Origin of the sequence: Aminobacter sp. NyZ550 (assembly GCF_025628925.2) — a bacterium.
Taxonomy (GTDB): domain Bacteria; phylum Pseudomonadota; class Alphaproteobacteria; order Rhizobiales; family Rhizobiaceae; genus Aminobacter; species Aminobacter ciceronei.
Window position 1 is genome coordinate 1,874,567 of the sequence record NZ_CP114190.1, and the last position, 14,192, is coordinate 1,888,758.

Here is a 14,192-nt window from a genome sequence, read left to right on the forward strand (position 1 = left end):
CTTTCACTTCCCCAATGCATCGGGCATCGTAAGATCGGCACGCTGCGAAAAAGGGACGGCGGATGTACGACTTGGCGTTTTTCATGGACTGGGCGAGCTTCGCCGTGCGGTGGCTGCATGTCATCACCGCCATGGCCTGGATCGGCTCGTCGTTCTACTTCATCGCGCTCGATCTCGGGCTGCGCAAGCATGACGGCCTGCCGGTCGGCGCCCATGGCGAGGAATGGCAGGTTCATGGCGGCGGCTTCTACCACATCCAGAAATACCTGGTGGCGCCGGCCCAGATGCCGGAGCACCTGACCTGGTTCAAGTGGGAATCCTACGCCACCTGGCTGTCGGGCTTCACGCTGCTCTGCCTGGTCTATTACGGCGGCGCCGAGCTGTTCCTTGTCGACCGCAACGTGCTCGACGTGTCGGCGCCTGTCGCCATCGCCATTTCGCTCGCCTCGATCGGTCTCGGCTGGATCGTCTATGACCTGCTCTGCAAGTCGAAGCTCGGCGACCACGACACGCTTCTGATGATCATCCTCTATGTCGTCGTCGTGTTCATGAGCTGGGGCTATACGCAGCTGTTCACCGGCCGCGCCGCCTTCCTGCATCTTGGTGCCTTCACCGCGACGATCATGTCGGCCAACGTCTTCATGGTCATCATCCCGAACCAGAAGATCGTCGTCGCCGACCTCATCGCCGGCCGCAAGCCTGACCCGAAATACGGCAAGATCGCCAAGACCCGCTCGACGCACAACAACTACCTGACCCTGCCGGTCGTATTCCTGATGCTGTCGAACCACTACCCGCTGGCCTTCGGTACCGAGTTCAACTGGATCATCGCCGCGCTCATCTTCATCATCGGCGTCTTGATCCGCCACTACTTCAACACGGTGCACAAGCGTGAAGGCAACCCGCACTGGACCTGGCTCGCCGCTGCCCTGTTGTTCGTCGTCATCATGTGGCTGTCGACCGTGCCCAAGGTTTTGACCGGCGAGGACAAGAACGCCTCCGTCCTCACCGAGCCCTATATTGCCGCAGCCCAGTTCCCCAAGGTTCGTGATACGGTTCTCGGCCGCTGCGCCATGTGCCACGCCAACGAGCCGTCCTACGAAGGCGTCTACCATGCGCCGAAGGGCGTGGTGCTGGAGACCGACAACGCAATCGCCTTGCATGCGCGTGAGATTTACCTGCAGGCTGGCCGCAGCCATGCCATGCCGCCGGCCAACGTGACCCAGATCACACCCGAGGAGCGGGCGTTGCTGGTCGCCTGGTATGAACAGGCGCGCAAGTAGCGCCTGCGACCTACGGATTGAAAGTTCGAGGCGCGCTCGTCGCGCTCACCTTGACGCGCGGCAAAACGGGCCGCGATGTGGCCACGCCAGAAAGCCTGTAGAGTTCGATCATGACCACCACACTCCTTCGCGGCCGTACCTTGTCCTTCCTGCGCTGGCCCGATAGCGCAGACGACCATGCGTCCTATGCCTATGAGGAAGATGGTGCGGTGCTGATGCGCGACGGCAAGATCGCGGCCGTCGGCGCCTATTCGGAGATCGCGGCCCAGGCCGGTGACGCCAAGGTCGTCGACCATCGCCCGCATCTGATCCTGCCCGGCTTCATCGATGGGCATGTCCATATCCCGCAGATGCAGATCATTGCGTCCTATGGCGCCGAGCTGCTGGAATGGCTGAACAAGTACACTTTCCCCGAGGAAACGCGCTTCATCGACACCCAGCATGGCCGCCGCATCGCGCGCCTGTTCCTCGACGAGATGGTGCGCCACGGCACGACGACCGTTGCCGCCTATTGCTCGGTGCACAAGCAGTCGGCCGAGGCGTTCTTCGCCGAATCGCATGAGCGCAACATGCTCAACATCGCCGGCAAGGTGATGATGGACCGCAATGCCCCCGACGGTCTGCTCGATACGCCGCAGGCGAGCTATGACGATACCAAGGCATTGATCAAGGAATGGCACGGCAAGGGCCGCCAGCACTATGCCATTACGCCGCGCTTCGCCATCACATCGACCCCCGAGCAGATGGAGATGGCCGGCCAGCTGGCGCGCGAGCATCCCGACCTGCACATCCAGACGCATCTGTCGGAAAACCACGCCGAGATCGCCTTCACCCAGGAGCTCTACCCCTGGTCGCGCGACTATACCGACGTCTACGAACACTACGGCCTGCTCGGCAAACGCACGCTGCTCGGCCACTGCATCCATCTCGGCGAGCGTGAATCCGACGCGATCTCCGAGCATGGCTCGATCGCCGTGTTCTGCCCGACCTCCAACCTGTTCCTTGGCTCGGGCCTGTTCGACTACCAGCGCTACCGCAAGCGTGACAGGCCGCTCCGGATCGCCACCGCCACCGACGTCGGCGGCGGCACCAACTATTCGATGCTGCGCACCATGGACGAGGCCTACAAGGTCATTGCGCTCAACGGCGAGAAGCTGAACCCGCTGGCTTCCTACTGGCAGCTGACGCGCGGCAATGCCGAGGCGCTGTCGATAGCAGACAAGGTCGGCACGCTCGACGTCGGCACCGACGCCGACCTCGTGGTGCTCAACGCCCGCGCCACGCCTGGCATGCGGCTCAGGATGGAGCGCTGCGGCACGCTGGCCGAGGAGCTGTTCCTGCTGCAGACGCTCGGCGACGACCGCGCCGTGGTGGAAGTTTATGTCGCAGGCAAAGCCGCCAAGACGACGATGGATCAGGCTGCCTGACCTTGCGTCATTGCCTCGCGTCTGCCATGTGAGCCGTGTCTGACGGAGGAACGGACGATGGCAGCAGCCGAGGACCTGAAAAAGATCGCTGAGCAGGAGGACCGACTGGTCTTTGAGCGCTTCGACGAGGCGGTTGCCTTCGATATCGGCTCGACCATCCGCGCCCGCGCCGTTGCCGAAAAGCTGCCGATCGTGGTCGACATCAGGCTTTGGGACCGGACCTTGTTTTACTGCGCCCTGCCGGGCTCGACGTGTGGCAACACCGAATGGGCGCGGCGCAAGATCAATGTTGTCAAGGTTTTCCACCGCAGCAGCTACCGCATAGTGCTGACCAAGGCCCGCGAGGACCGTACCTTCCCGATCGGCGAGGCCTTGCCCATCGAAGACTATGTGCTGGCCGGCGGCGGCTTCCCGATCAAGGTCAAGGGCGTCGGTGTCATTGGTGCCATTGCCGTTTCAGGACTGCCGGAGCGCCAGGACCACGAGGTGGTGGTGGCGGCGGTCGCCGAGCATCTCGGCATTCCCAGCCGCGAACTCGCCTTGCCCCCCGTTGCGAACAGCTGAAAGAGTTTGAACGTCCCGATGGCCATGACCGACCCGAAGCAGTTGCTGACCAGCGTTTTCGAAGCCGCCGTGGCGGCCGCCGATCCCGAGCTCACCATCCGCCGCCACCTGCCGGCAAAGCCCAAGGGACGGACGATTGTCATTGGCGCCGGCAAGGGCTCGGCCCAGATGGCGGCCGCTTTCGAAAAAGCCTGGGACGGACCGCTGGAGGGCGTGGTGGTCACCCGCTACGGCTTTGCCGCCCCTTGCGAGCGCATCAGGATCGTCGAGGCCTCGCACCCGGTGCCCGACGCCAACGGCCTCGAAGCGGCGAAGCTTCTGGTCCAGACGATCTCCGGCCTGACCGAGGACGACCTCGTCGTCGCTTTGGTCTCGGGTGGCGGCTCGGCGCTGCTGCCGTCGCCGGCGGGGAACCTGACCCTTGCCGATGAGATCGCCGTCAATGAGGCGCTGCTCGCTTCCGGCGCGCCGATCTCGGCGATGAACACCATTCGCAAGCACATTTCAGGCATCAAGGGCGGCCGGCTGGCTGCAGCCGCGCATCCCGCCCGCGTCGTCTCGCTCGTCGTGTCCGACATTCCCGGCGACAATCCGGCTTTGGTCGCCTCGGGTCCGACGGTGCCCGATGAGGCGTCGCGCGCCGATGCGCGGCGCCTGATCGAAACCTACCGCATCGCGCTGCCCGCCAATGTCATGGCCCACATCAACTCGGCTGCCGCCGACGCGCCGCAGCCGACCGACCCGCGCTTCGCCCGCAACGAGGTGCATGTCATCGCCTCTGCCGCCGTGTCGCTCGACGCTGCCGCCGAAGCCGCGCGCAAGCAGGGCGTTGAGACCGTTATCCTCTCCGACGCCATCGAGGGCGAGGCACGCGAGGTCGGTGGCGTGCATGCGGCCATCGCCCGCGAAGTCGCGACCCGCAACCGGCCGTTCAACAAGCCGGTGCTGATCTTGTCCGGCGGCGAGACCACGGTGACCCTTAGGGCCAAGGGCAAGGGCGGCCGCAACAGCGAGTTCCTGCTTGCCTTCGCCATCGGCATCGACGGCCTCCAGGGCATCGACGCGCTGGCCGCCGACACCGACGGCATCGACGGTTCCGAGGACAATGCCGGCGCCTTTGCCGACGGCTCCACTGTTTCGCGCATGCATGCTGCCAGCGTCGACGCCAAGGCGATGCTGGCCGGCAACAATGCCTGGACGGCGTTCAACTCGGTGGGCGATCTTTTTGTCCCCGGGCCGACCGGCACCAACGTCAACGACCTCAGGGCGATCCTGATCCGGTAGCTGGCATACGCCTTTTGCCGGGTGGGACGGGTCTTGGCCTTGCGTTAGCCAGCCATCATCGCGCGCACCGTCCTGATGTCGGCGACGAAGCGGGCGCGCTCGGCTGCCGCCTCCTGCGGGTCGCGGATGCGCAGGATGTAGGACGGGTGGATCGTCAGGAAAACGGCGAGGCCGTCGTCGCGTTTGATGGTCTGCCCGCGCTGTTTGGTGATCGCCACCGGCGCCTCCAGCAGCGACTGGGCCGCGGTCGCGCCGAGCGCCACCATCAGCTTCGGCTTTAGCAGCGTCACCTCCTGCGCCAGCCACCAGCGGCAAGCCTGCACCTCGCCGGCATTGGGCTTGCTGTGGATGCGACGCTTGCCGCGCGGTTCGAACTTGAAATGCTTGACGGCATTGGTGACGTAGACTGCCGTCCGCTCGATGCCGGCTTCGCCGAGCACCGCGTCGAAGATCTTGCCGGCCGGGCCGACGAATGGCCGGCCCTGTAGGTCCTCCTGGTCACCGGGCTGCTCGCCGACAAACACCAGTTCGGCATTGTCAGAACCCTCGCCGAACACCGTCTGCGTCGCCTCGCTCCACAGCGGACAGCGCCGGCACTGGCTTGCTTGCTGGCGCAGAGCGTCGATCGAATGCGCCTCTGTCTCCGGCGACGGCTCCAAAGCCGGCCAGTGTCTGGCTTGTATCGCCTGGTGATGCGCTGCGGGCATCGTCGGCATCCTCGCGATCATCTCCCGGGCAGCCGCGTCGGCGCCTGATATCAGCTCCGGAATGAGCGACGCCTCGGGAAGGTTCCGCCAATACTTCTTGGGCATCTCCGCCTGCATCGCCTTCACCTTGAGGCGGGCGGGATTGAAGATGCTGGCGAAATAGGTCCGCCACATCTCCTCCGACTGGTCGGCAGCGGGCGCATCATCCTTCGAAGCGCCGGGGCCTAGCGCCAGTCTTTCGCGGTCCCATTCAGCCGAGCCGCGTGGCGTCAGGATCGCCCAGTGCATGCCGGTAAAGCGACGCACGAAGAACGGTGCTGCCAATTCGAGGATGAAGTGGTCAGGCTCGAACCAGGCGACGAAGCGCTCTTCGTCACCGTCGCCGATCTTCCGGAAACGGACGAAGGCATGCATCTTGTGCTCGTCGCGCCTGACCGACTTTTCCATCGCCTCGAAGCGGCGCACGTCGGGGTCGGAGGCGATGCGGAGCAAATGAGGCTCGCTGCGCTGCCGCCACAGCAGCCGATAGAGCAGTGCGAAACGTTCGCTGTCGGAATGGCAGGTGACGATGGCCGCGCGCTCGATGAAATCTCGGGAGACCCTGAGTTCGACGCCCGGGGTCGGCGCCGGCAGCTCGTCCCCTTCGCCGCCGACATGCCATTCGATGTCCTCGGGCTTCACCTCGTTGGTGCTCAGCCTGCGTGCCGCATCGCGCCAGCCGTCGAAGTCGGTCGGGCCGGCGAGATGCACGGCGTAGGCGGCCAGTGGGAAGGCGGGTTGGCCGGTCATCGGAACAGCTCGAGTTGCCGCGGCTTCGGCGCAATCGCCTCGCGCAGCCGTGCAGCGTCGGTGGCGGCGCCCGGCGACCAGCCGTCGGCGACGATGAACGGGCGGACCTTGGTGATGGATTGGCAAAGACGGCCAACGTCATCGAGCCGCAACCGCTTGAAGCGGCGGGTCTCCAGGATACGCTCCACTGCGCGCGTGCCGAGGCCCGGGATGCGCAGCAGCCTCTCCTTGTCGGCGCGGTTGACGTCGAGGGGAAAGGAGGCGCGGTTGCGCAGCGCCCAGGCGAGCTTGGGGTCGATCTCCAGGTCGAGCATGCCGTCAGGCGTGCCGTCGAGGATCTCGCCCTGTTCAAAGCCGTAGAAGCGCATCAGCCAATCTGCCTGGTAGAGCCGGTGTTCGCGCATCAGCGGCGGCTTCCTCAGGGGCAGGGCAGAGGAGGCGTCGGGGATCGGGCTGAAGGCGGAATAGTAGACGCGGCGCAACTGGTAGCTGCCATAGAGCCGGGCGCTGGTCTTGAGGATGCGGGCATCTGAAGTGGCGTCGGCGCCGACGATCATCTGCGTCGACTGCCCGCCCGGTGCAAAACGCTCGCGAGTCTTCGTCCTCAGCGTCGGTTCCGCCTTCTCCTCGATCTTCGAACGCAGCTTTGCCATCGAGACGCGGATCGTCTCCGGCCGTTTTTCCGGCGCCAGCCGCTTCACGCCCTCATCGGTCGGCAGTTCGACATTTATCGACAGGCGATCGGCATAGAGGCCTGCCTTCTCGATCAGCTCGGCAGACGCCTCGGGGATGGTCTTGAGATGGATGTAGCCTGCGAATTTCTCGTCGAGCCTCAGCCGCCGCGCCACCTCCACCATCTCCGTCATGGTCTCGTCGGGCGAGCGAATGACGCCTGACGAGAGGAACAATCCCTCGATGTAATTGCGCTTGTAAAAATCCATGGTCAGCCGCACCACTTCGTCGACCGTGAAGCGGGCGCGGCGGACATTGGAGGACGAACGGTTGATGCAGTAGCTGCAGTCGTAGATGCAGAAATTGGTCAGCAGGATCTTGAGCAGCGAGATGCAGCGGCCGTCGGGGGCGTAGGAGTGGCAGATGCCCATGCCCTCGGTCGAGCCGATGCCGCCAGACTTGAGCGAGTCGCGCCCGCCGGCGCCTGACGAGGCGCAGGAAGCGTCATACTTCGCGGCGTCGGAAAGGATCGCGAGTTTCTCGCGGGTCGAAAGAACTGCCATTTGTTCATGCTATGTTCTTTTTGCTGCCAAGGCCAGAGGGTTCGCTGTGATGCGGCAAATTGTGAACGACGCGTCTGGAGTGGATGGCGGATCAACCGCCATTCCCGGGGATCACACCTCGTGCAGATAAAGGTGGTAGTCGAGCTCGCTCACCGTGCGGGCGACGCGGAAATATTCGCTTTCCTTGATCGCCGTAAACGTGCGGTGCAGGTCGTGGCCCAGCGCCTCACGGAGAAACTCCGACGCTTTCGCCGCCTCGATCGCCGAGCGCCAGTCCGGTGGCATCACGCTTTCAGTACCTTCGGCCTGTTCGTAGCCGTTGCCAGACGTTTCCGGGCCAGGATCGAGCTGCTCCTCCAGCCCCTTCGAGATGCCGGCGAGGATGGTCGCGGCGACGAGATAGGGGTTGGCGTCGACGCCGGAGGGACGGTGCTCGATGCGGCGGTTCCTGGCGTCGCCCGCCGGTACGCGCAGCGCCACCGAGCGGTTGTTGACGCCCCAGGTGGGGGCCACCGGTGCGTAGGACTGGGAGACGAAGCGACGCCACGAGTTGGCATGCGGCGCAAACACCAGCATCGATTCCGCCATCGTCTCGGCGAGGCCGCCGAGCGCATGCAGCAGCTTCGGCTCCCAGGTGCCTTCCGCGGCCTCGGTGAAGACGTTGTTGCCGTCGCTGTCGAGCAGAGAGACGTGAAAATGCATGCCCGAACCGGCATATTTCTCGATCGGCTTGGCCATGAAGCAGGCAGTGACGCCATGGCGGCGGGCCTGGGCACGCACCAGGCGCTTCAGCATCAACAGGTCGTCGGCCGCCTGCATCACGTCCTTGCGGTAGCGCAAGGTGAGTTCGTACTGACCCGGCGCATATTCCGAGATCACGGTCTCGGCCGGGATGCCTTGCACTTTTGCGGCGGCATAGATGTCGGAGAACAGCGGCTCCATGCCATGCAGGTGATCGACCGAATAGACCTCGGTCTTGCCGGAGGCGCGGCCATCGAGCACGGCGCGGGCCGGCTGGACCTTGCCGTCGCTGTCGCGCTCGTTGGCGAGCAGGAAGAACTCGAGCTCGAAGGCGCCGGCAGGATAGAGGCCCTTTTCAGCCAGCCTGTCGACCTGTCGCTTCAGCGCCAGACGAGGGTCCGAAGTCATTGGCGCGCCGTCGAGATGGAACATCGACATCAGCACCTGGCCGCGGGCGGGGCTGGTGCCATGCAAAGGCTTCAGCGTGCCAGGTATCGGCCAGGCGCGGAGGTCGCCATCGCCGGAATCCCAGATCAGCCCGGTCTCGTGGACGTCCTCGCCAGTGATGTCGAGGCCGAGGATGGAGATGGGCAGGTGGCGCCCGCCTTCGTAAAGTCCCATCAGTTCGTGGCGGCGGATGATCTTGCCGCGGCCGACGCCATTGGCGTCCGTCAGCACGATATCGAAGGCTTCGATGTCGGGGTTCGCGTCGAGGAAGGCTCTCGCTTCGTCGACGGTCGAGCCGGAAGGTGATGTCATGATGTCACTCGATTGTCCTTCTGCCTTGTCTCATACCGCAAGACGGGCGGCAATGTCGTCGAAAGCTGCGATCAGCTTGTCGACCTGCCGCGCTGTCGTCACCGGCGAGACCAGCATCATGTTGTGGAACGGCGCGATCAGGACACCGCGATTGACCAGCGCCACATGCATGGCAGCCTCCAGCCGGGAGGCGTGGGCATGCTCGGCCTCGCCACCATTGCGCAGCGGACCGGGGGCGAAGATGAATTCGACGCGGGCGCCGACGCGCATCACGTGCCAAGGCAGTTTCCGTTTTCGGATCGCCTTGTCGAGCCCCGTGGCCAGCCGTTCGGCCAGCTTTTCCATGTGGGCGTAGGCCGCCTCCGTCATCACCTCTTCGAGCGTGGCGCGCATCGCCGCGAACTGCAGAGGATTGGCCGACAGCGTCGTGCCCATGCCGGAATAGCCCGGCTCCTTGGTGGCATTGTAGGCGGCGTAGCGGGCGGCGACCTCCTCGCTCATGCCCCAGACACTGGCCGGCACGCCGCCAGCGACGGGCTTGCCGAGCACGAACAGGTCGGGGTCGAGATTGTGCTTGCTTGTATAGCCGCCGGGGCCGGTCGAGATGGTGTGGGTCTCGTCGATCAGGAGCAGCGTGCCGGCTTGCCGCGTCAGCGTGCGCACGCCTTCGAGGAAGCCCGGCTCGGGCAGCACCATGCAGGAATTGGTCAGCACCGGCTCTGATATGACGCAGGCGACGTCGCCATGGCTCAGCGCCTTCTCCAGCGCCGCAAGATCGTTGAACTCTACGATGCGGGTGCGCTGGGTGAGATCGCGGAACTCGCCTGATAGTCCCGGGCGGTTGATCGGCTTGCCGCCGTCGAGCCGCACCATCGTCTCGTCGACCGAGCCGTGGTAACAGCCGTTGAAGACGAGGATCTTGTCGCGGCCGGTGATGGCGCGGGCGACCCGCAGGGCGAAGCGGTTGGCGTCGGTGGCTGTCGTCGCGATCTGCCAATGCGGCAGGCCGAAGCGCCTTGCCAGCAGCAGGCCGAGCGTGAGCGAATCCTCCGACGGCAGCATGTAGGTCAGGCCGCGGGCCGCCTGCCGGCGAATCGCACGGGCGACGGGTGCCGGTGAATGACCGAACATCGAGCCGGTATCGCCAAGGCAGAAGTCGGCCAGCCTGATGCCGTCGATGTCGGTGATCGTGGCGCCGCTCGCCTTGTCGACCAGGATGGGGAAGGGCGTCGGCCAGTCTTTCATCCAGTGCATCGGGACGCCGTTGAAGAACCCGGCCATGCCGTTGCCCACCGCGGCCTCCGATTTTGGGCGGGCGCGGCGGAAGATGTCCGCCTCCGTCGCTGCAAGTTCGGCGATGCGCGACAAAGGCACGCCGCCTTCGGTGGCTTCAGGTCGTTCGATACGGTTCATCATGGCTCCCATTGGACAGACGGGCGCCACTCTAGCCAGCCGTTCCCACAAACGGCAACTGGCCGTTGCAAGGGTCTCTGTTGGCTCAGCGCGGCCATCTTGACCCATCGATCGCAATGGCGATCATGACACTGTGCTTTGGGGGTGATGAGCGATGCGTGCTATGATGACTGCCATGTCGATCCTGCTTGCGGCGGGCCCGGCCGGTGCCTCTGGCGGGCTCTCATGCGGTGCCAAGGATGAGGCAGTGAAGCTGACCATCGAGAGTGGCGTCACTCGTGGCATGGGCAGCCCGGTGTTCAATTTCCGCGGCGAGATCGAGATTTCCGACAAGGCGATTTCGCTGGACCTGCGCAAGATGAGCTTCGAACGCGACCACCTCGCGCAATACTGGCTCGACGGCGAGGAATTGCGCATGGTCGTCTACCGCGAGCGCGAGGCCGACAAACCGCATGGTTATGTCGAGATCACGGTCCGGACCAAATCAGGCGACGAAGGCGACTATATCGGCCAATATTCGGTCACCGTGTTCGACATGACGGATGCCACCGGCGGCGACGGCAAGACCTACAATCTTACCGGCCGCGCCACCTGCCTGGTCGAATAGTCCCTTCCGGATCGGCCGGCGCGTTCGCCGCGCGGGCCTGCGCTCAATCCTTGTGCATGGCGGCGATGGCGCGCCGCATCAGTGCCAGGAAGGTTTCCCGTTCCTCCTCGGAAAAGTCCGCCAGGGCAGCTGCGTTCTGGGCGCGGGCGGCAGCCGTGGCCGGGTCGCGAAGCGCCTTTGCCCTTGGCGTCAGGTGGATTGCCTGCGAGCGCCCGTCCTCCGGGTTGGCGCGCCGTTCGATCAGCCCATCACGCTCCATCCTGGTCAGGGTATTGGCCATCGTCGCTTGTTCGACGTCGAGGCGCCGCACCAGTTCGATCTGCGTCAGCCCATCTTCGTCCCACAATGCCAGCAGCGTCATGAACTGCGCCGGCGCCAGGTCGAGGGGGCGGATGCGCTCGTGCAGGCCCTTGGCGAACAGGCGTGCCATCTGGTTGGCGAGATATCCGGCGGAGCGTTCTTTCTGAAAAGCCATGCCGCGAGGAATAGCTGTTGAATAGCATGCTATGCAACGATATATAGCTTGCTATGTAAACTGGAGATTCGACGATGAAAGCGAAACTTCATGCCGCGGCCGGCGGGGTTGCCTTGCTCACTGTCAGCTGTTTCTGGATTGCCACAATTGCCGCTGAACTGACCGCCAACGCCGAGATCATCGCCACGGCAAAGGCCGTAATTCTCGCCGGCATGGTGGTGCTCATCCCGGCGATGATCATTGCCGGTGGCACGGGATTCTCGCTCGGCAAGGGCTGGAGGCGCCCTGGCGTCCAGCACAAGAAGCGGCGCATGCGCATCATCGCCGCCAATGGCCTGCTGGTGCTGCTGCCGTCGGCCTATGTACTTGCCGGCTGGGCGGCGGAAGGCCGTTTCGATACGGCCTTCATCATCGTGCAGACACTGGAGCTGGCGGCCGGAGCCCTCAACATTGCGCTTCTGTCGCTCAATATGCGCGACGGCTTGGCACTGCGGCGCAAGCCGGCGGGGGCTGTACGCGCCGGCTGAGTTTCGCGCGGAATCCGCATCATTCCAGGAAAAGCCGCTTCACGTCTCTCCCTGGAATTGTGCTAGCCGGTGATGTCGATGACGCCGCAATCGCCGGCGGCGCTGCCAAAGGCGAGACGGCGTTCTTCCTTGTCCCAGGCCATCGAGGTGATGGCGCCCTTGCCGGGGCGGCGCAGCAGCACTTCCTTGGCGTCGGCAAAACGGACCGCCAGCACCATGCCGTCTTCATAGCCGATGGCGACGATGTCTTCGCTCGGATGGCAGGCAACCGAGGTCACCATGGTGTTGCCGCGCGTGCCGAGTTCCAGCGGCGCCTTGCCCATCGGGCCGTCCTTGCCTGTGAAGGGCCAGACGATCGCCGCCGGCGCGCCGGAGCTGGCCAGCCATTTGCCCTTGGCGCTCCACGACAGGCTCTTCACCTTGGCGGGATAGCCGGTCATGCGCATGTGCTTGGCATCGACGAGTTTCCAGCCGTGCAGGGCGTTTTCCTGCATGGTGGTCACCAGGAATGCGCCGTCGGGCGAAAACGTGATGCCGGTATGCGCACCGTCCCATTGCAGTTCGGTCGGCGTGCCGTCGGCGGCGGGGAAATGCAGCGTCGCGCCATTGTAGCGGGCAACGCCGATGCGCATGCCCTTCGGCGAAAAGGCCACGCCCTCGACCGAGCGCGGGTGGGCGAACTCCTTGGTCTTGCCGTCGGCGAAGCGCACCCAGGCATTGCGGCCGCTGGCGTAAGCCACGGCTCCCTGCGGGCCTGAAGCGACCGACGTCACCCACTTCTTGCCGACGCTCGCCAGTTCAGCCGTAACGCCGGCCGAGGTCAGCGTCATCACCTTGCCGTCTTCGCCGCCCGAGATCATCAGGTCGTTTTTGGCCGTCGTCGTCGCCGACAGCAGCCCGTCATGCAGCCTGACCGACTTCTGGCCATGGTCGAGCCAGTGCACCATGCCGTCGGCAAGCGCAAAGAAGGGAATGTCGTCGAGGAAGCTTGCAGTGACGCAATGTCCGTCGAGATCAAGCGGGGCGACTGTCGGCATGGGCTGTAAAACTTCCGGTGCTGATTTGTCCTCACCCCTAAGGACAGGGTGAGCAAGCGTCAACTTCGACACTGGGTCGACGCTGGCGCTCAGCTCGCATCTGAGGCGAGGCAAGCGACCGGCTCCCGATACATCGAGGGCCGTGGGTTTTCCGATGGCTAGGCTGCCTGGCAAGCCTCGAAGCTGCGCTTCAGGCGCTCGGCGTCGAGTTCGCGGCCGATGAACACCAGCCGGCTCTCGTGCTTTTCGTCGTCCTTCCAGGCACGCTGGTGGTCGCCTTCGATGATCATGTGCACACCCTGGATGACGTAGCGGTCCGGATCGTCCTTGATGGCGATGATGCCCTTGAGGCGCAGGATGTTGGGGCCTTCCATCTGGGTGATCTTCTCGATCCAGGGGAAGAACTTCTTGGAATCCATCTCGCCGCCGCGCAGCGATACCGACTGCACCGTCACGTCGTGGATCGGCGACACCGCGCCATGCTCGTGGTGGTCGTGATCATGATGGTCATGATCGTGGTGGTGATGATGGTGGTCATGGTCGCAGTTCGGGCCGCATTCATGATCGTGGTGGTGGTCATGATCATGGGCGTCGAGGAAATGCGGGTCGTCGGCCAGCACGCGCTTCAGGTCGAAGGCGCCGCGGTCGAGCACCTGGTCGAGCGCCACGCCGGCGCGGGTGGTGCGATGGATCCTGGCGGACGGGTTGATGGCGCGCACGGCAGCCTCGACGTCGCGCAGCTCGTCTGATGTAACCAGGTCGGTCTTGTTCAGCACGACGACGTCGGCGAAGGCGATCTGGTCTTCTGCCTCGCGGCTGTCCTTGAGGCGCAGCGGCAGGTGCTTGGCATCGACGAGCGCCACGACCGCGTCGAGCTTGGTCTTGGAGCGGACGTCGTCGTCCATGAAAAAGGTCTGGGCGACCGGCACCGGGTCGGCGAGGCCGGTGGTCTCGACGACGATGGCGTCGAAACGGCCCGGGCGGCGCATCAGGCCTTCGACGACGCGGATCAGGTCGCCGCGGACTGTGCAACAGACGCAGCCATTGTTCATCTCGTAGATTTCCTCGTCGGATTCTACGATCAGGTCGTTGTCGATGCCGATCTCGCCGAATTCGTTGACGATGACCGCATATCGCTTGCCATGGTTCTCGGACAGGATGCGATTGAGTAGCGTCGTCTTGCCGGAACCGAGATAGCCGGTCAGCACGGTGACGGGGATTTGGGTCTGGGTTTCGGTCATGGTCGTCCTCGGGATCGAATAGAGGCCTCATATAGGATGCCGGCCAAGCTTTTGCACGTCTCAAACGGCATCATGGCGCCACCTGATGAACATTACGGAAGTT

At 64.5% G+C, this 14,192-nt stretch carries 13 protein-coding genes; 6 read left to right on the forward strand and 7 right to left on the reverse strand.

The genetic code is table 11. The annotated features are described in order from the left end of the window. Positions 1 to 62: 62 nt before the first annotated feature. The 4 genes from N7E70_RS09320 to N7E70_RS09335 all read left to right on the forward strand — a co-directional run bounded on the left by N7E70_RS09320 (position 63) and on the right by N7E70_RS09335 (position 4,558). Positions 63 to 1,283, forward strand: coding sequence for a urate hydroxylase PuuD (locus tag N7E70_RS09320; protein ID WP_192314617.1), 1,221 nt, complete (start codon positions 63 to 65; stop codon positions 1,281 to 1,283). A 110-nt stretch (positions 1,284 to 1,393) separates the two neighbouring features. After that, positions 1,394 to 2,710, forward strand: a complete 1,317-nt coding sequence (guaD, locus tag N7E70_RS09325) for a guanine deaminase (protein ID WP_182575211.1) — start codon at positions 1,394 to 1,396, stop codon at positions 2,708 to 2,710. Positions 2,711 to 2,767: 57 nt separating this feature from the next. Further along, positions 2,768 to 3,274, forward strand: a complete 507-nt coding sequence (locus N7E70_RS09330) for a heme-degrading domain-containing protein (RefSeq protein WP_263006158.1) — start codon at positions 2,768 to 2,770, stop codon at positions 3,272 to 3,274. Positions 3,275 to 3,292: 18 nt separating this feature from the next. Next, complete coding sequence (locus N7E70_RS09335; RefSeq protein WP_263006159.1) at positions 3,293 to 4,558, forward strand: glycerate kinase type-2 family protein; 1,266 nt, start codon at positions 3,293 to 3,295, stop codon at positions 4,556 to 4,558. Between the two features lie 44 nt (positions 4,559 to 4,602). Here the strand turns inward: N7E70_RS09335 and N7E70_RS09340 are convergent, their stop codons facing one another. The 4 genes from N7E70_RS09340 to N7E70_RS09355 all read right to left on the reverse strand — a co-directional run bounded on the left by N7E70_RS09340 (position 4,603) and on the right by N7E70_RS09355 (position 10,205). After that, a complete protein-coding gene (locus N7E70_RS09340) occupies positions 4,603 to 6,054 on the reverse strand; it encodes a UdgX family uracil-DNA binding protein (protein WP_263006160.1) in 1,452 nt (483 codons plus the stop codon). Continuing rightward, the gene (locus N7E70_RS09345) at positions 6,051 to 7,289 is read right to left on the reverse strand and encodes a putative DNA modification/repair radical SAM protein (RefSeq protein WP_263006161.1); all 1,239 of its coding nucleotides are present in this window, start codon (positions 7,287 to 7,289) and stop codon (positions 6,051 to 6,053) included. The genes N7E70_RS09340 and N7E70_RS09345 overlap by 4 nt, the downstream gene beginning before the upstream one ends. A 111-nt stretch (positions 7,290 to 7,400) precedes the next feature. Then, positions 7,401 to 8,789, reverse strand: a complete 1,389-nt coding sequence (locus tag N7E70_RS09350) for a glutamine synthetase family protein (protein ID WP_182575207.1) — start codon at positions 8,787 to 8,789, stop codon at positions 7,401 to 7,403. A gap of 30 nt (positions 8,790 to 8,819) precedes the next feature. Beyond that, positions 8,820 to 10,205 carry an aspartate aminotransferase family protein gene (locus tag N7E70_RS09355; protein ID WP_371818624.1) on the reverse strand — a complete coding sequence of 462 codons (1,386 nt, stop codon included), beginning with the start codon at positions 10,203 to 10,205 and terminating at the stop codon, positions 8,820 to 8,822. Between the two features lie 160 nt (positions 10,206 to 10,365). Between N7E70_RS09355 and N7E70_RS09360 the strand changes: the two genes are divergently transcribed. Next, positions 10,366 to 10,809: a hypothetical protein gene (locus N7E70_RS09360; RefSeq protein WP_269441452.1), complete on the forward strand. Its 444-nt coding sequence runs from the start codon at positions 10,366 to 10,368 to the stop codon at positions 10,807 to 10,809. Between the two features lie 43 nt (positions 10,810 to 10,852). Here N7E70_RS09360 and N7E70_RS09365 read toward each other — a convergent pair whose 3' ends face one another. Further along, entirely contained in the window at positions 10,853 to 11,284 is a 432-nt protein-coding gene (locus N7E70_RS09365; protein WP_067958085.1) for a MarR family winged helix-turn-helix transcriptional regulator, read from the reverse strand. A 74-nt stretch (positions 11,285 to 11,358) separates the two neighbouring features. On the opposite strand from N7E70_RS09365, the gene N7E70_RS09370 reads away from it, so the two are divergent. Then, positions 11,359 to 11,811 carry a hypothetical protein gene (locus N7E70_RS09370; RefSeq protein WP_067958087.1) on the forward strand — a complete coding sequence of 151 codons (453 nt, stop codon included), beginning with the start codon at positions 11,359 to 11,361 and terminating at the stop codon, positions 11,809 to 11,811. A gap of 62 nt (positions 11,812 to 11,873) precedes the next feature. Here the strand turns inward: N7E70_RS09370 and N7E70_RS09375 are convergent, their stop codons facing one another. Together N7E70_RS09375 and N7E70_RS09380 are read right to left on the reverse strand one after the other, a co-directional pair. Next, positions 11,874 to 12,848, reverse strand: a complete 975-nt coding sequence (locus N7E70_RS09375) for a WD40 repeat domain-containing protein (RefSeq protein WP_192314635.1) — start codon at positions 12,846 to 12,848, stop codon at positions 11,874 to 11,876. 158 nt (positions 12,849 to 13,006) lie between these two features. Continuing rightward, positions 13,007 to 14,089, reverse strand: a complete 1,083-nt coding sequence (locus tag N7E70_RS09380; RefSeq protein WP_067958095.1) for a CobW family GTP-binding protein — start codon at positions 14,087 to 14,089, stop codon at positions 13,007 to 13,009. Between the last annotated feature and the right edge of the window lie 103 nt (positions 14,090 to 14,192).